16 protein-coding genes are annotated in these 15056 nt (G+C 71.3%); 10 read left to right on the top strand and 6 right to left on the bottom strand.

The annotated features are described in order from the left end of the window. Positions 1–6: 6 nt before the first annotated feature. The gene (locus tag BO39_RS08190; RefSeq protein WP_043831974.1) at positions 7–1503 is read right to left on the bottom strand and encodes a protein adenylyltransferase SelO; all 1497 of its coding nucleotides are present in this window, start codon (positions 1501–1503) and stop codon (positions 7–9) included. A 76-nt stretch (positions 1504–1579) separates the two neighbouring features. Continuing rightward, a complete protein-coding gene (locus BO39_RS08195; protein ID WP_043831789.1) occupies positions 1580–2035 on the bottom strand; it encodes an opioid growth factor receptor-related protein in 456 nt (151 codons plus the stop codon). 98 nt (positions 2036–2133) lie between these two features. Here BO39_RS08195 and BO39_RS08200 point away from each other — a divergent pair, with 98 nt between their 5' ends. The 5 genes from BO39_RS08200 to BO39_RS08220 are packed head-to-tail and all read left to right on the top strand — an operon-like array spanning position 2134 to position 6598. Further along, positions 2134–2484 (top strand): hypothetical protein, encoded by a 351-nt coding sequence (locus BO39_RS08200; protein ID WP_156963581.1) that lies wholly within the window; start codon positions 2134–2136, stop codon positions 2482–2484. After that, positions 2481–3776: a CCA tRNA nucleotidyltransferase gene (locus BO39_RS08205; RefSeq protein ID WP_211257400.1), complete on the top strand. Its 1296-nt coding sequence runs from the start codon at positions 2481–2483 to the stop codon at positions 3774–3776. The genes BO39_RS08200 and BO39_RS08205 overlap by 4 nt, the downstream gene beginning before the upstream one ends. A 46-nt stretch (positions 3777–3822) precedes the next feature. Continuing rightward, a complete protein-coding gene (locus BO39_RS08210; RefSeq protein WP_043831793.1) occupies positions 3823–4233 on the top strand; it encodes a DoxX family protein in 411 nt (136 codons plus the stop codon). Positions 4234–4276: 43 nt separating this feature from the next. Further along, the gene (locus BO39_RS08215) at positions 4277–6070 is read left to right on the top strand and encodes an ABC transporter ATP-binding protein (RefSeq protein WP_043831795.1); all 1794 of its coding nucleotides are present in this window, start codon (positions 4277–4279) and stop codon (positions 6068–6070) included. Between the two features lie 9 nt (positions 6071–6079). Next, on the top strand, positions 6080–6598 hold the full coding sequence (locus tag BO39_RS08220) for a HutD/Ves family protein (protein ID WP_052401800.1): 519 nt from the start codon (positions 6080–6082) through the stop codon (positions 6596–6598). Positions 6599–6829: 231 nt separating this feature from the next. Here the strand turns inward: BO39_RS08220 and BO39_RS08225 are convergent, their stop codons facing one another. Next, complete coding sequence (locus tag BO39_RS08225; protein WP_043831796.1) at positions 6830–7492, bottom strand: tyrosine-protein phosphatase; 663 nt, start codon at positions 7490–7492, stop codon at positions 6830–6832. 105 nt (positions 7493–7597) lie between these two features. On the opposite strand from BO39_RS08225, the gene BO39_RS08230 reads away from it, so the two are divergent. After that, entirely contained in the window at positions 7598–7798 is a 201-nt protein-coding gene (locus BO39_RS08230; RefSeq protein ID WP_043831797.1) for a hypothetical protein, read from the top strand. A gap of 2 nt (positions 7799–7800) precedes the next feature. Then, the gene (locus BO39_RS08235; RefSeq protein WP_043831798.1) at positions 7801–8019 is read left to right on the top strand and encodes a hypothetical protein; all 219 of its coding nucleotides are present in this window, start codon (positions 7801–7803) and stop codon (positions 8017–8019) included. Between the two features lie 59 nt (positions 8020–8078). Here the strand turns inward: BO39_RS08235 and BO39_RS08240 are convergent, their stop codons facing one another. Both BO39_RS08240 and hemF read right to left on the bottom strand, forming a co-directional pair. Continuing rightward, positions 8079–9068, bottom strand: coding sequence for a Bug family tripartite tricarboxylate transporter substrate binding protein (locus tag BO39_RS08240; protein ID WP_043831800.1), 990 nt, complete (start codon positions 9066–9068; stop codon positions 8079–8081). 76 nt (positions 9069–9144) lie between these two features. Continuing rightward, positions 9145–10065 (bottom strand): oxygen-dependent coproporphyrinogen oxidase, encoded by a 921-nt coding sequence (hemF, locus tag BO39_RS08245; protein ID WP_084697949.1) that lies wholly within the window; start codon positions 10063–10065, stop codon positions 9145–9147. 227 nt (positions 10066–10292) lie between these two features. Here hemF and petA point away from each other — a divergent pair, with 227 nt between their 5' ends. From petA to BO39_RS08260, 3 genes are read left to right on the top strand one after another with little or no spacing between them, the layout of a single operon-like run. Continuing rightward, complete coding sequence (gene petA, locus BO39_RS08250; protein ID WP_084697950.1) at positions 10293–10901, top strand: ubiquinol-cytochrome c reductase iron-sulfur subunit; 609 nt, start codon at positions 10293–10295, stop codon at positions 10899–10901. Between the two features lie 12 nt (positions 10902–10913). Next, on the top strand, positions 10914–12191 hold the full coding sequence (locus BO39_RS08255) for a cytochrome b (RefSeq protein ID WP_043831801.1): 1278 nt from the start codon (positions 10914–10916) through the stop codon (positions 12189–12191). Then, positions 12191–12994, top strand: coding sequence for a cytochrome c1 (locus tag BO39_RS08260; protein ID WP_052401801.1), 804 nt, complete (start codon positions 12191–12193; stop codon positions 12992–12994). The genes BO39_RS08255 and BO39_RS08260 overlap by 1 nt, the downstream gene beginning before the upstream one ends. Before the next feature lie 104 nt (positions 12995–13098). Here the strand turns inward: BO39_RS08260 and BO39_RS08265 are convergent, their stop codons facing one another. Then, on the bottom strand, positions 13099–14913 hold the full coding sequence (locus tag BO39_RS08265; RefSeq protein WP_052401802.1) for a putative bifunctional diguanylate cyclase/phosphodiesterase: 1815 nt from the start codon (positions 14911–14913) through the stop codon (positions 13099–13101). Positions 14914–15056 lie beyond the last annotated feature (143 nt).

The raw sequence follows: 15056 nt of genomic DNA on the forward strand, positions 1-15056 counted from the left end.
GGGCCCTCAGGTCCCGCAGAAGGTCATGTAGGGCTGCTCGGGCGAGCCGGGTGCCACGTCGGCGTCCGGCTGGTCCTCGAAGGGGCGCGTCACGCTCGCCAGCAGCGCCTCGAAGGGCGCGAGGTCGTCGCGCTGAACGGCGGCCTCCAGCGCGGCCTCCACGAGGTGGTTGCGCGGGATCACCGCCGGGTTCGCCGCGCGCATCGCGGCCGCGCGCTCGGCGGAATCGCCGCCCTCCTCCACCAGCCGCTCGCGCCAGCGCACCGCCCAGGCGTCATAGGCCGCGGGATCGGCGAACAGCTCGCGCACCACCGCGTCCCCCGCCTCGTCCTCCGCCGCGCGGCAGAGCCGGCGGAAGGTGAGGGTGAAGTCTGCCCCGTTCTCCGCCATCGCCTTCAGCAGGTCGCCGGCCAGGGCATGGTCCCCGGCGCGGTCGCCCGGCAGGCCAATCTTCGCGCGCAGGCCTCCGAGATAGGCCGCCTCGAAAGCTGGCGCGTAGCCGGCCAGGATCTCCTGCGCGACCGCCACCGCCGCGTCGTCGTCATCCGCCAGCAGCGGCAGCACCGCCTCCGCCAGCCGCGCGAGGTTCCACTGCATGATCCCCGGCTGGTTGCCGTAGGCGTAGCGCCCGCCATGGTCGATCGAGCTGAACACCGTGGAAGCGTCGTAGGCGTCCATGAAGGCGCAGGGGCCGTAGTCGATCGTCTCGCCGGAGATCGAGGTGTTGTCGGTGTTCATCACCCCGTGGATGAAGCCGATAAGCATCCACTGACCCACCAGCGCCGCCTGCCGCGCCACCACACCCTCCAGCAGTGCGCGGGCGGGGGAGGGGGCCGAAGCCGCCTCCGGGTAGTGCCGGGCGATGGCGTGGTCCACCAAGACGCGCAGCGCCTCCACGTCCCGCCGCGCCGCGAAGTACTGGAAGGTGCCGACGCGGATGTGGCTCGACGCCACGCGCGTGAGCACGCCGCCCGGCAGCGGCCCCTCGCGCATCACCGCCTGCCCCGTGGAGACCGCCGCCAGCGCGCGCGTGGTCGGCACGCCCAGCGCCGCCATCGCCTCGCTGACCAGGTATTCGCGCAGCACCGGCCCGACCGCCGCCCGCCCATCCCCGCTGCGCGAGAAGGGCGTGCGGCCGGAGCCCTTGAGCTGGATGTCGAAGCGCTTCCCGTCGGGCGCCACCACCTCGCCGAGCAGGATCGCCCGCCCGTCGCCGAGCTGGGGCGAGAAGCCGCCGAACTGGTGCCCGGCATAGGCGGCCGCGAGCGGCTCCGCCCCTTCCGGCACGCGGTTCCCCGCGAGGATCTGCACGCCCTCCTCCGAGGCGAGCGCCGCGGGGTCGAGGCCGAGCCGCTCGGCCAGAGCCGCGTTCAGCCGCAGCAGGCGCGGCGCCGCGACAGGCGTCGGGTCCAGCCGCGCGCGGAAGCGATCCGGCAGGCGGGCATAGGAGTTGTCGAAAGGAAAGCGGACGGTGCCGCCCTCCCGCGTCGCCTCGAGGGTCATCGTCATGCGCGTTCAGATCAGGCCCGGAACCCCCTGAAACAAGGCCCGCGCCCATCGCGTCGGCGCGAGGCAGCTCCTATCCAAGCGCCCGCTCCCAGTAGCGCAGGCTCACCGGATCGATCACCCCGCCCTCGGCCGCGTCGCGCGCCGCGACCGCCGCGTGGAAGCGCGCCGCTTCCTCCCGGCCCAGCAGGGCGCGCGTCGCGGCGATGATGCGCGTGATCCGCCGGTGGTTGTGGTCGAAGCGCACCAGCCAGTGGTCCGTGCCCGCGTAGAAGCGCGCCATCCGCTCAAGCGACGCGCGGAACCCCTCCAGCGCCCGCGGGTCCGCACGGATGGCCGCCGCCTCGGCCGCCCCCAGCACGGGCGAGCCCGGCACCGCCTGGCTCGGGTCCGGCAGGGGGAAGAGCCACTGGATGAAGTCATGCACCGCCTCGATCCGGGCGTCGTCGAAGGCCAGCACGTCGGCGAGAAGGCGTCCCCGCCCGTCGCGCCCCTCGCCGCGCAGGAACTCGCGGATGGGTTCGGCCATGCATCGCCTCCTCATTGGATCAGCGGCCGCCTTCGCGACCGGCCGGCCCTGGTTTAAGCAGGTACAGGCCCGACATGAACGCGGGAGCAGGGGACGGGGTGCCTGACCTCCTCCCCTCCGGAAGCCCTGGCGGAGCCATGCCCTACCTCATCGAGACGGTCCTCTTCCTCGCGCCTTTCGCGCTCTACGCCGTCTGGCTCCGGTTCAACCCGGGCCGCGCGGTGGGGAGCCATGTGCTGGTTCTCGCGCTGATCGGCCTCGCCATCTCGATGGCCGGCGCGGTGTGGTACGGCCTGTCCCGCAGCATGGATCCCTACACCACCTATGTCCCCCCGAGCGTAACGGAGGGCGGCATCGTACCGGGCCATTCGGGCGAGGCGCGCTCGCACGGGGCCTGGCCGACCATCAACACCCCTTCCCGCCAGCGCGGGGAGGACGCCGCGCCTTGACTGAAGACCCACAGGGCGACCCGCCGGCCACCCGGATCGAGCCGCCCGCCTTCCTGGCCGATCCCGCCCCCGCCGCCGTGCTGGCTGCCCTGCCGGGCGCGCGGGCCGTCGGCGGCGCCGTGCGCGACGCCCTGGCTGGCCGCCCCGTGGCCGATGTGGACGTGGCCGCCCCCTTCCCGCCGGAAGGGATCGCCGCCCGCCTCACCGCCGCCGGCCTGCGCGTTCACGAGACCGGCCTCGCCCACGGCACCCTCACCGCCGTCCTCCATGGCGAGCCCGTGGAGGTCACCAGCCTTCGCCGCGACGTCGTGACCGACGGCCGCCACGCCGTGGTGGAATGGACCACCGACTGGCGCGAGGACGCCGCGCGCCGCGACTTCACGATGAACGCCCTCTCCCTCTCCGCCGAGGGCGACCTCTGGGACTATTACGGCGGCCGGGAGGACCTCGCGGCCGGGCGCGTCCGCTTCGTTGGCGACCCCGCGACCCGCCTCGCCGAGGACCATCTCCGCGCCCTCCGCTACTTCCGCTTTCAGGCCCGTTACGGCGCGGGCGAGCCGGACCCCGCCGCCATCGCCGCCATCCGGGAGGCCGTGCCGAGCCTCGCCCGCCTCTCGGTGGAGCGGGTCTGGATGGAGCTGAAGCGCCTCCTCGCCGCGCCGGATCCCGCCGGGGCAGTCGCGCTGATGGAGGAGACGGGTGTCCTCCCCGCCATCCTCGGCCCCGATTCGCTCGGCGCCTCCCGCCATCTCCGCGCGCTGTCGGAGATCGGCGCCCCCGCCGACCCGCTGCTGCGCTTCGACACGCTCCTCACCCACGGTGCCGCCGCGGCCGCCCGGCGCCTGAAGGCCTCGAACGAGGAGGTCGCCCGCCTCGTCGCCCGCTACCGGGCCGGCCATGACATCCTGCCGCTCCAGCCCGAGATCGCGGCCGGCGGCCCGGACGACGACGCGCTCCGGCGCCTGCTGGCCGAGCAGCCGGGCGAGCGCCTGCTCGACGCCGCCTGGCACCGGCAGGCCGTGAACCGCGCCTGGTCCTGGGAAGGGCCGGACGACGCGGCCTGGGTCCGTTTCCGCGAGCGCCTCCTCGCCATGCCCGCCCCGGTCTTTCCCCTGCTGGGCCGGGACGCGCTGGCCATGGGCGTGCCGCCCGGCCCGGCGCTCGGCCGGCTTCTCGCGGAAACCCGGCAATGGTGGCTGGAGGGCGGCTGCACCGCCGATGCCGTGTCCTGCCGGGCACGATTGGCGGACCTGATGAGGGACATTCACGCCCGGCCCCTTCCGAAGCGCTAATGGACCGGGTTACGGCTTGTCCATCACCATTCTGGATCGAGCCGGCATGAACTCCAACCTCGCCCTCTGGGCTCCGCGCGTCCTGTCGATCCTGCGGATCGTCGCGGCCCTTATCTTCCTGCTGCACGGCACGCAGAAGCTCTTCGGCTTCCCCGCCCCGCCGGCCAGCGGCCTGCCGCCCGCGATGTCCCTTTTCTGGATCGGCGCCATCCTCGAACTGGTCGGCGGTCTGTTGCTGCTGATCGGCGCCTTCACCCGCCCGGTCGCCTTCATCCTCGCGGGCGAGATGGCCGTCGCCTACTGGATGTTCCACGCGCCCCGGAACCTCTACCCCACGCTCAACGGCGGCGACGCGGCCATCCTCTACTGCTTCGTCTTCCTCTACCTCGTCTTCGCCGGGGCCGGCCCCTGGAGCGTGGACGCCGCCCGCGGCCGCACCACGACCGACCGAATCTGAGATCCCTGGCCCTGGCGGAGCCGGTGCTGTAACCGGCCCCGCCATGGCCAATCCTGGAAAACAGAGCCCCGGCAAGCGGCGCCTCGACCCCGAGGCGGCGCGCGCCCTCCTCACCCGCCTCTGGCGCGAGGAACTGCGCCACCACCCGCGCCGCATCCTTCTCGCCCTGCTCTGCACCGCCCTCGTCGCGGGGCTCACCGCCCTCTACCCGGTGATGATCCAGCAGGCCTTCGACCTCTTCGCGAAGCCCGGCGCCGATGGCACCCCCCGGATCGTCTGGGCCATCCCGCCCGCCATCATCCTGCTGACCTGCGCCAAGGCCCTTGCCCAGTACGGCCAGGCCGTTTCCATCCAATCCACCGTGCTGCGCGTGATCGAGGGGCTGCAGAACCGCCTCTTCCGCGCGCTCACGCGGGCCGACCTCGCGGTGGTCGCGCAGGACGCCCCCGCCCGGCATGCCGCCCGCTTCACCGCCGACGCTGCCGCCATCCGGGAAGCGCTGACCAAGGCCATCAATGCCATCGCCGACGTGCTGACCGTGGTCGGCCTCGTCGGCTCGATGGTCTGGCTGGACTGGAAGATGTCGCTTGTCGCGGCCGCCCTCTACCCGGTCGCGGTCGTGCCGATCCTGCGCCTCGGCAAGCGCATCCGGCGCGCCTCGGGCGGCATGCAGGAGCGGGTGGGCGAGGCCGCGGCAAGCCTCACAGAGAGCTTCGCCGCCGCCCGCGTCGTCCGCACCTACCGGCTGGAGGAGGCGGAGGAATCCCGCGCCGCCCGCCTCTTCGCCAATCTCCGCGCGAGCCTTCTCTCCATCGCCCGCACCCGCGCCAGCCTCGACCCGATGCTCGAAGCCATCGGCGGCGTCGCGGTCGCCGCCATCCTCGCCATCGTCGGCTGGCGCGTTTCGCAGGGGGAGGGGACCGTCGGCGAGTTCACCGGCTTCGTGGCCGCCCTCCTCATCGCGGCCCGCCCCGTGCGCGCGCTCGGCAGCCTCAACGCCGCGCTTCAGGAGGGGCTGGCCGGCCTCTCCCGCGTGAACGCGGTGATCGACACGCCCCAGAGCATCACCAGCCCGCCCGCCGCGCCCGCCTTGCCCCCCGGCCGGGGCCGCATCGCCTTCGAGGGTGTCCACTTCGCCTATGAGGCCGATCGCGGCGCCCTGCACGGCGTCGCCTTCACCGCCGAACCTGGCCGCACCGTCGCCCTCGTCGGCCCATCCGGCGCCGGCAAGTCCACGGCGCTCGCCCTCGTCCCCCGGCTCTACGACCCGAGTGCCGGGCGGGTGACGATCGACGGCGCCGACCTCCGCGCCGTCTCCCTCGAATCGCTCCGCGACGCCATCGCCTATGTCGGCCAGGACGCGACGGTCTTCGACGACACCGCCTTCGCCAACATCGCCTGCGGCCGCCCTGGCGCCACTGCGACGGAGGTGGAGGCCGCCGCACAGGCGGCCGCCGCCAACGACTTCATCTCGGCGCTTCCCCAGGGTTACGACACCGTCCTCGGCCCCGGCGGCGCGCGCCTCTCGGGCGGTCAGCGCCAGCGCATCTCCCTCGCCCGCGCCCTGCTGCGGAACCCCCGCGTCCTCCTGCTGGACGAGGCAACGAGCGCCCTCGACACGAACAGCGAGGCCGCCGTGCAGGCCGCGCTCGCCACCCTCCGCGCCGGGCGCACCACCCTCGTCGTCGCCCACCGCCTCTCGACCGTGCGCGACGCCGACCTGATCGTGGTGATGGAGGCGGGCCGCGTCGCCGAATCCGGCACCCATGCCGAGTTGCTGGACCGCGGCGGCCTCTACGCCGGCCTCGTCCGCGCCCAGGCCTTCGCCCCCGCCTGAGAGGACGCCATGCCGACCATCATCCGCGCCGTCGACCTCCAGCCCCGCCCTTGGCCCAACGGCCTCGGAACCACGCGGGATATCACCGTGCAGGACGGCTGGCTCATCACCGTCGCCGACCTCACTGGCGATGCCGCCTTCTCCCACTTCTCCGGCATCGACCGCCTCTTCACCCTTCTCGACGGTGCGGGCGTCACCCTGACCCTGGAGGACCGCCCCCCGCTGCCGTGCCTGCCCCTGGTTCCCGCCAGCTTCCCCGGCGACGTGCCCACCCACTGCCGCATGGCCGGAGGCCCCGCCCGCGCCTTCAACGTCATGGCCGAGCGCGGCCGCTTCGAGGCCCGCGTCTCCGTCCGCAGCGTCGCCGCCGGCCACCGCATCCACAGCCCCGCCTCCTGCGTGGCGGTGTTCTGCGCCGAGGGAAGCCTCACCATCGGCGACGTGCGCCTGGGCCCCGAGGACACGATCCTCCAGCCCGGTGCCGTCGCGATCGAAGGTCCGGGCGTCGCGATTTTCGTGGAGATCTGAGCGGGCGGCTCCCGGAGAGGGCGCTGCCCTCTCCGGACCTCACCCGCCAAGGGCCTCAGGCCCTTGGATCCCCATCTGGCTGTCGCGGAGCCTTCCTGAACGTGTCGTCGCCCCGGGTCCACGACCCGAGGCGCACCGGCCCTGAAACGCCTCAAATCGAAGGAAGAGGATGAGAGGGGGTCTGGCGGAGAGAATTCATTCTCTCCCCCGGGACCACCAGCGCCCCAGGGGTTACTCCCGCCGCAGCACCCCATCGATCAGCCGATCCGCCCAGGGCTGGCTTCGGAACGCCGTGCGGAGCGCCACCTCGTCATACTCGTCCCGCACCCAGTCGAGGAACGGCACCCGCCCTTCTGCCTGCCGCGCGTAGAGGCGGAAGAAGGCGTCGAGGATGCCCGTACGGGAAGCGCTGACATGGCCGTGGCGCCAGTGGAGTTGTCCCAGCGCCTCCGCGCTCGTCCCGCCGCCCAGCAGCAGGAAGACGCCGGCGGCCAGGCCCGTGCGATCCGCCCCGGACTTGCAGTGGATGAGGGCCGGCTCCTCCATCTCCGCGAAGATGCCGGCCAGGCGGAGGAGGCGGTCGCGATGGGGGGCGCCGCGGCTCTCGAAGGGGGCGTCCACATGGGCCAGGCCCAGCCGCGCCGCCTCTCCGCGGGAGAGGGCGTCGGAGCCGCAGTCCACCCGCTGCCCCCGCAGGTTGATCACCGTGCGCAGCGAGAGGCGGCGCGCCGCGTCGCGCAATTGCCAGGGGGAGGGGTGGTTCGAGCGGTAGAGGCGCCCGGGCACCACGACGCCCCAGTTCCTCCAGCCCTGCCGGAGGATCGCGTGATCCACGAAAAGGCTGTTCACCAGGGCGGCCCGGCGCCCCGCCGGTGTCGTCAGGTCCTGCGGCATGGCGCGGGAGATAGGGCGGAAGAGGGCCTTCCGGCAAATTCCTGGAGAAACATCCCGCTCTGGCGAGGCGTTAGCATTCCTCACCAAGGAACGAGGAGGCCCGCCATGTCGAAAGCCCATATGCCGCCGGTCCCGCCCGCCAACCAGTCGCCGCACGGTGGCAACAACCCCGGCGAGGGCGAGGTGAACCCCAAGGACGCCCGCAACACCGCCGATAATCGCGGCAAGTTCGACCCGGGCCAGCAGGGCCAGCAGGGCAGCACCGGAATCAACACCCACCACCAGGGCTACCAGCAGGACCGTTGATCATGCCGAAGGGAAACGAGGAATCGACCGACCGCTCTGCCGGCGGCCCGGGCAGCAGCCACCAGGGCGGCAACCACGGCCACGCGCACCGGGAGAAGGGCCACACCCAGCCGGGTGCGGCCACGAACAGCAGCAAGAGCCAGGTCTCGGGCGGTGGCGGCGAGCGTGACAGCCACCACACGCATGACGAGCACCGCAAGGGCGATCGCACCGGCAACTGAGGCCGGCGTCGTCGGGCGAATGGGGCTGGGGCGGATCACCGCTCCGGCCCTTGCCGTTTCTAGTCCGCCCGCGCGCCGGTGAGGCGCACCGCCTCCTGCCACATCGGCCGCTCCGCCCGCCCGCGCGCCACGGCGTCCTCGGGTGTGGACCATAGCAGCTTCGTCCCGGCCTGAATGGCGCGCCGCCGCATGGCCTCGTCATCCACGATCGTCTTCAGCGCCGCGTTCAGCCGATCCACCACCGGGCGGGGTGTGGCGGCGGGAGCAACCATGGCGGCCCAGGAGGTGATGACGAAGTCCGGCATCCCCGCCTCGGCCATCGTGGGGATCTCCGGCAGGTTTGGCCAACGCTCCGAGTCCGTCACGGCGAAGGCGCGCATCCGCCCCTCCTGGATGATGGGGATGTAGGAGGCAAGGTTGTCGATGGCGCAGGTCAGGTCGCCCGAGAGCATGGCCGGCGTGATCTGCGCCGCGCCGCGGAAGGGCACGTGCTCCGCGTTCAGCTTCAGCCGGTGGGTGAAGAGCGCGCCGGAGAGATGCGCCGTGGTGCCCACCCCCGGGCTGCCATAGGAAATCCCCTGCGGCCGCGCCCGCGTCCACTCGATGAACTCCCCCAGGCTCCGCGCCGGGCAGTGCTGGCTGCTGACGACGAAGACGTTCGGCAACTCGTAGGTCAGGGCGACCGCGACGAAGTCCCGATCAATGTCCCAGGGCATGCGGGAATAGAGGAACTGGTTGATCGAGAACTGCCCGATCGTCGCCATGCCGAGCGTGTAGCCGTCCGGCGTCGACTTCGCGATGGCGTCCATTCCGATATTGCCGCCTGCGCCAGGCCGGTTCTCGATGACGAAGTTCTGCCCGAGCCGCTGCTGGAGCTGCTCCGCATAGATGCGCGTCATCACGTCGGTGGAGCCGGCGGGCGGGAAGGGGACGATGACGCGCACCGGGCGGCTGGGCCAGTCGGTCGCAGATCCCGGGGCCTGGGCGGCGGCGGTGCGGATGGCGGGCAGGGCCAGCCCTGCCCCGAGGAAATGGCGGCGCGCGATCATGGAAGCGTCCCTCGTTCTTCGTTGCCGCCAGTTTAGGCAGCGCCCGCGCCCGTCGGCCAGCCCCGTGGGCGGCCGCTTAAGGCCATCGCACCTCCGGCGGCATGGACATGAGGATCGCCTCGACGTTCCCCCCGGTCTTCAGCCCGAAAAGCGTGCCGCGGTCATGGAGAAGGTTGAACTCTACGTAGCGCCCGCGCCGGATGAGCTGCGCCTCGCGCTCCGCCTCGGTCCAGGGCTCGTGCATCCGGCGGCGCACAATGGCGGGGAAGGATTCGAGGAAAGCCTCGCCCACATCCCTGGTGAAGGCGAAGTGGTCCTCCAGCCGCGCCCCGTCCGGCTCGTCCCGGCCGAGCCAGTCGTAGAAGATGCCGCCGAGGCCGCGGGGCTCCCCCCTGTGGGGCAGGAAGAAGTACTCGTCGCACCAGGCCTTGAAGCGGGGGTAGTAGGCTGGGTCGTGCCGGTCGCAGGCCGCGCGGAAGGCGGCGTGGAAGCCGGCCGCGTCCTCCTGCGCCTCCGCCGATTGCGGGAACATCGGCGTCAGGTCCCCGCCGCCCCCGAACCAGCTCCGCCGCGTCGTGATGAAACGGGTGTTCATGTGCGCGGCCGGCACGCGGGGGGAGCGCATATGGGCCACCAGCGAAACCCCCGTGGCCAGGAAGCGCGGGTCCTCCTCCGCCCCCGGGATCTGCCGGCGGAACTCCGGGCTGAATTCCCCCCAGACCGTGGAGACGTTCACCCCCACCTTCTCGAAGACCCGGCCCTTCATGACGGACATGACGCCCCCGCCGCCCTCCGGCCGGTCCCAGGAGGTGCGGACGAAGCGGCCGGGCGGCATGGCGCCGTGCGGGCCTGTGCCGCCCTCATCCTCGATCGCCTCGAAGGCCGCGCAGAGGCGGTCCCGCAGCCCCTCGAACCAGCGGCGGGCCGAGCCGGCCATGGGGTGAGGGCCGGATTCGGTGGCCTGGGCGGGCGCGGCATGGTCTTGGTTGCGTATCATCTGCCCCATCGTCGTGTTGCGGTGCGGCTCGCGCCGTTGCCACCCTGCATCCCCGCCCTTTATATGGCCAGAGAACCGGCATGGCACCGCGCACCCGCGCGTGCCACGCCCCACCCCGCGCGAGCACTCGGCCCGGACGCCCCGTCCGACCGCATGCCCTGCCGGAGACAGTGCAACCGCCCCCGGCCGCCCAGCGGCAGGGAGCGGAGAACAGGACGAGCGATCGAATGGCCGATGTGCTGGCTTCCCCGCCCAAGACGAGCCCCTCGGAGGCGGGTCCCCGCCAGGCCGATCCGGTCGGCGTGCAACACGAGGAAGGCCCGCCGCGCCGGGACTTCCTGAAACTTGCCACCGGCTCCTTCGCGCTGGTCGGAGTCGGTGTGGTCGCCTGGCCCTTCATTAACTCGATGAACCCGAGCGCGGACGTGCTGGCCCTGGCCAGCACCGAGGTGGAGCTGAGCCCCATCGCCGAGGGCCAGGCCATCACGGCCATGTGGCGCGGCAAGCCCGTCTTCGTGCGCCACCGCACCGCCAAGGAGATCGAGGAGGCCCGCGCCGTCCCCGTTGGCCAGCTGATCGACCCCGCCACCGACCAGTCCCGCGTGAAGCTGGGCAAGGACCAGTGGCTGATCGTCATCGGCATCTGCACCCATCTCGGCTGCGTGCCGCTGGGCCAGAAACCGACCGACAACCGCGGCGAGTACGGCGGCTGGTTCTGCCCTTGCCACGGCAGCCAGTACGACACCTCCGGGCGTGTCCGGCACGGCCCCGCGCCGACGAACCTCGCCCTTCCCGACTACACCTTCACCTCCGACACCAAGATCCGGATCGGCTGAGGAGCCACCACCATGCCCGAGGGCCTTCACGAGTCGGACGTCAAGAATCCCGTCCTCCGCTGGGTCGACCAGCGCCTGCCCATCATCTCCATGGTGCAGCGCGAGTACGGCACCTTCCCGACGCCGCGCAACTTCAACTACTTCTGGAACTTCGGCGCGCTCGCCATGATCAGCCTCGCGATCATGATCGCGACCGGCGTGGTCCTGTCCATGCAGTACTCCGCCAACACCCAGCTCGCCTTCGACTCCGTCGAGCGCATCATGCGCGACGTGAACTACGGCTGGCTGCTGCGCTACATCCACGCCAACGGCGCCTCGATGTTCTTCATCGTGGTCTACATCCACATCTGGCGGAACCTCTTCTACGGTTCCTATAAGACCCCGCGCGAACTGCTCTTCATGATCGGCGTCGTCATCTTCATCCTGATGATGGCCACCGCCTTCATGGGCTACGTGCTTCCCTGGGGCCAGATGTCCTTCTGGGGTGCCACCGTCATCACCAACCTGTTCTCGGCCATCCCCTTGGTCGGCAACAGCATCGTGACCTGGCTCTGGGGCGGCTTCTCGGTGGACAACCCCACCCTCAACCGCTTCTTCTCGCTGCACTTCCTCCTGCCCTTCGTGATCGCGGGCGTGGTCTTCCTCCACATCGCCGCGCTGCACATCACGGGTTCCAACAACCCGCTGGGCATCGAGCCGAAGGGCCCGCAGGACACCATCCCCTTCCATCCCTACTACACCACGAAGGACAGCGTCGGGATCATCGTCTACCTGCTGGTCTTCGCCCTCCTGGTCTTCTTCGCGCCGAACCTGCTCGGCCACCCCGACAACTACATCCCGGCCAACCCGCTGGTGACGCCCGCGCATATCGTGCCGGAATGGTACTTCCTGCCCTTCTACGCGATCCTCCGCGCGGTCCCGAACAAGCTCGGCGGCGTGGCGATGATGGGCGGCGCGCTGATCGTGCTCTTCTTCCTGCCCTGGCTGGACAGCTCGCCGGTGCGCTCCATGCGCTTCCGCCCGCTCGGCCGGATCGCCTTCCTCCTCTTCACCGCGAACTTCTTCGTGCTGATGTGGGCGGGCGGCAAGCCGGCGGAGCAGCCCTACATTCTCATCGCGCAGCTCGCGACGGCCTACTACTTCGCCTATTTCCTCGTGATCCTGCCCTTCCTGTCGAAGTTCGAGCGTCCTCTGCCCCTGCCTGAGAGCATCAGCCGCGCCGTGCTGAAGCATCGCGGCGGCGGACCCCTGCCTGCCGGCGCAACGGCCAAGCCGATGGAGAAGGCGTGATGCGCCCCCTGCTGACCACTGTTAAGGCGGCCGCCGTTGCGGCCGCCGTCCTTCTCGTGCCCGTCATTGCCTCGGTGGACGCCCGTGCCCAGGAGCACGAGGTAATCCACCTGCCGGACACCAAGTTCACCTTCGAGGGCCCCTTCGGCACCTTCGACCGTGCCTCCGCCCAGCGCGGCTTCCAGGTCTACAAGGAGGTCTGCTCGGCCTGCCACTCCATGCGGCAGCTCTCCTACCGGAACCTCTCGGGTATCGGCCTGAACGCGACCCAGATCGCGGCGCTCGCCTCCCAGTTCCAGGTGCAGGACGGGCCGAACGACAACGGCGAGATGTTCGAGCGTCCCGCCCGCGCCTCGGACCGCTTCCGCCGGCCCTTCCAGAACGACGCCGCGGCGCGCGCCGCCAACAACGGCGCCCTGCCGCCCGACCTGTCGGTGATGATCAAGGCGCGCGAGGGCGGCGCCGACTACGTTCACGCCCTGCTGGTCGGCTACGAGGATCCCCCACCCGGCGTGACGATCGCGGAGGGGATGCACTACAACAAGTACTTCCCGGGTCATCAGATCGCGATGGCGGCGCCGTTGAACACCGAGGGCCAGGTCGAGTTCGCTGACGGCACCAAGGCGACCATCGACCAGATGGCCACCGACGTCGTCACCTTCCTCTCCTGGGCGGCCGAGCCCGAGCTGGAGCAGCGCCGCGCCATGGGCGTGCGGATGGTGATCTTCCTGACCATCCTCGGCGGCCTTGTCTATGCGGTGAAGCGCAAGGTTTGGGCGAACCTGCACCAGGACACGCAATAGCCTGACCACAAGCTTCAAAGGCCCCGCACCGGTTCGCCCGGTGCGGGGCCTTTTTCGTTCGGGCCTTCCCCTTGCCCGGAAGCGGGCTGGGTGCCGTCGAAGGGTTAGCCCGCGGCGCGTCTCCCTGCCGAGCCAAGGATTCCGTGTGCACGCGCGCCAGCGGCCTGCCCGGCCGCTGCCAACCCGTCCCACGGCGCAGCCTCGGAGAGAAGGAAGCCCTGCGCCGCATCGACCCCGAGCCGGGCCAGCAGCATCAGCTGCTCGGCCTCCTCCACCCCTTCCGCCACCAGGGGAACGGAGAGCGCCCGGGCCATGCTCACCACCGCCTCCAGCAGCGCTGTGCCCTGCGCGTCGCCCGCGCAGTTCATCACCAGCCCGCGGTCGATCTTGATGGCCGAGAAGGGAAAGCCCCGTAGCCGCGCCAGCGTTCCGTGCCCGCCGCCGAAATCGTCCAGCGCGACGCGGACGCCGATCCGCGCCAGACCCTCCACATTACCGAGCGCCGCCACCGGATCGCCGACCAGGGAGCGTTCGGTCATCTCGATCCTCAGCCGGTCCCCCTCAAGCCCATGGGTCCGCAGAGCAGCGGCGACAGCCGTATCGAAGCCCGGCATCCCGAAGGTGCTGGCCGAGATGTTGATCGAGATCGGGAAGGGCGCCCCGTCCGCCGCCATCAGCCGGCAGGCCTCAGCGAGGACCCAGCGGTCGAGCGCGCCCGAATAGCCCAGGCTCTCGACCACCGGCAGCAGCTCGGAGAGGGAGAGCACTGGTCCCGCCTCGCCGTGCCAGCGCAGCAGCGCCTCCGCTCCGTGCGCCGCCCGCGTCGCTATGTCCACGATCGGCTGAAACACGAGATGGAAGGGAACCTGCCCGCCCGGCTCGAAGGCGCGGCATAGCCGCTGCTCCAGCGCCGTGCGGCCGATGCTGGCCGGCGCGGGAATATCCTCGGCGGCGCGCGTGACGCTCCGCCCGGCCCGCTTAGCCTCGTAGACGGCCGCGTCCGCCCTCTCCATCAGCGCCGCCGCCTCCTCGCGCCGCCCCACCGCGAGGCCGATCGAGGCGCGCAGCGGCACCAGGGAACCATTCAACACAAAGGTGTCGGCCAGGCCCGCGTGGATGCGCTCGGCCAGCGCCAGCGCCGCCTGACGGTCGGCGAGGCCTCGCGCCAGGACGACGAACTCGTCGCCACCTGGCCGCGCCACCCAGTCTCCCTCGCGGACCGCCTCGGTCAGGCGGCGCGCCACTTCCACCAGGGCCTTGTCGCCCCCTGCATGGCCATAGGTGTCGTTGATCGGCTTGAAGCCGTCGAGATCGATCATCAGCACGCAGAGATCGCGCGGCCCCTCCCTTGCCAGCACCTCCTTCATCCCTGCCCGGTTCAGCAGCCCTGTCAGCGGATCGGTCCGGGCCGCGCGATGCACCTCTCCGATCGCGTGGCGGAGCGAGAGCGCGGCCGAGGCCCCCCGGGCCAGGTCCTGCAGCCGCGCCACCAGCTGCGGCGTCAGCGAGCGCGGCTGCCGATCGAGCACGCAAAGCGTGCCGACCGCATTCCCGCGGCTGCCGAGAAGGGGAGCCCCGGCATAGAAGCGAAGATTCGGATCGCCCATGACGAGGGCGTTAGTGCTGAAGCGCGGGTCCGCCCGCAGGTCGGACACCACCATCACCTCCTGCGGGTTGAGGATGGCATGGGCGCAGAAGGAGGAGTCGCGCGGCAGGCTGCCGGGCTCGAGCCCTTTCAACGCCTTGAAGAACTGCCGGTGCTCGCCCACCAGGGAAACGCCGCAGATCGGCACGCCTACCAGATCCGCCGCCACCCTGATGAACGCCCCGAGCAGATCGTCCGTGACCCGGTCGAAGGCCTCAAGATCGGCCACGTCCAACAGACGCGCTGCCTCGTTCGCCGGGCGCGGAACCTCCATCGCCACCGGAATTCCCCTGCCATTATCAAACAGCAAGGATTCTACAACCCTCGGCTGCAAAGAGCCATGGGATCAGGGGCGCACTGGTGCCAGCGCCATTGCTCCGCTAGAGGGCGGGCCCGAACCGCCAAGCGGAGCGCAGC

This window comes from Roseomonas aerilata DSM 19363 (genome assembly GCF_000711725.1).
GTDB classification, from domain to species: domain Bacteria; phylum Pseudomonadota; class Alphaproteobacteria; order Acetobacterales; family Acetobacteraceae; genus Roseomonas; species Roseomonas aerilata.

Excerpts from the sequence above, each read along its gene's own strand:
- petA (WP_084697950.1), top strand. The coding sequence starts at position 10,293 with ATGGCCGATGTGCTGGCTTCCCCGCCCAAGACGAGCCCCTCGGAGGCG.
- BO39_RS08210 (WP_043831793.1), top strand. The coding sequence starts at position 3,823 with ATGAACTCCAACCTCGCCCTCTGGGCTCCGCGCGTCCTGTCGATCCTG.
- hemF (WP_084697949.1), bottom strand. The coding sequence starts at position 10,065 with ATGATACGCAACCAAGACCATGCCGCGCCCGCCCAGGCCACCGAATCC.
- BO39_RS08215 (WP_043831795.1), top strand. The coding sequence starts at position 4,277 with ATGGCCAATCCTGGAAAACAGAGCCCCGGCAAGCGGCGCCTCGACCCC.
- BO39_RS08260 (WP_052401801.1), top strand. The coding sequence starts at position 12,191 with ATGCGCCCCCTGCTGACCACTGTTAAGGCGGCCGCCGTTGCGGCCGCC.
- BO39_RS08195 (WP_043831789.1), bottom strand. The coding sequence starts at position 2,035 with ATGGCCGAACCCATCCGCGAGTTCCTGCGCGGCGAGGGGCGCGACGGG.
- BO39_RS08220 (WP_052401800.1), top strand. The coding sequence starts at position 6,080 with ATGCCGACCATCATCCGCGCCGTCGACCTCCAGCCCCGCCCTTGGCCC.
- BO39_RS08255 (WP_043831801.1), top strand. The coding sequence starts at position 10,914 with ATGCCCGAGGGCCTTCACGAGTCGGACGTCAAGAATCCCGTCCTCCGC.
- BO39_RS08230 (WP_043831797.1), top strand. The coding sequence starts at position 7,598 with ATGTCGAAAGCCCATATGCCGCCGGTCCCGCCCGCCAACCAGTCGCCG.
- BO39_RS08235 (WP_043831798.1), top strand. The coding sequence starts at position 7,801 with ATGCCGAAGGGAAACGAGGAATCGACCGACCGCTCTGCCGGCGGCCCG.
- BO39_RS08225 (WP_043831796.1), bottom strand. The coding sequence starts at position 7,492 with ATGCCGCAGGACCTGACGACACCGGCGGGGCGCCGGGCCGCCCTGGTG.
- BO39_RS08265 (WP_052401802.1), bottom strand. The coding sequence starts at position 14,913 with ATGGAGGTTCCGCGCCCGGCGAACGAGGCAGCGCGTCTGTTGGACGTG.
- BO39_RS08240 (WP_043831800.1), bottom strand. The coding sequence starts at position 9,068 with ATGATCGCGCGCCGCCATTTCCTCGGGGCAGGGCTGGCCCTGCCCGCC.
- BO39_RS08190 (WP_043831974.1), bottom strand. The coding sequence starts at position 1,503 with ATGACCCTCGAGGCGACGCGGGAGGGCGGCACCGTCCGCTTTCCTTTC.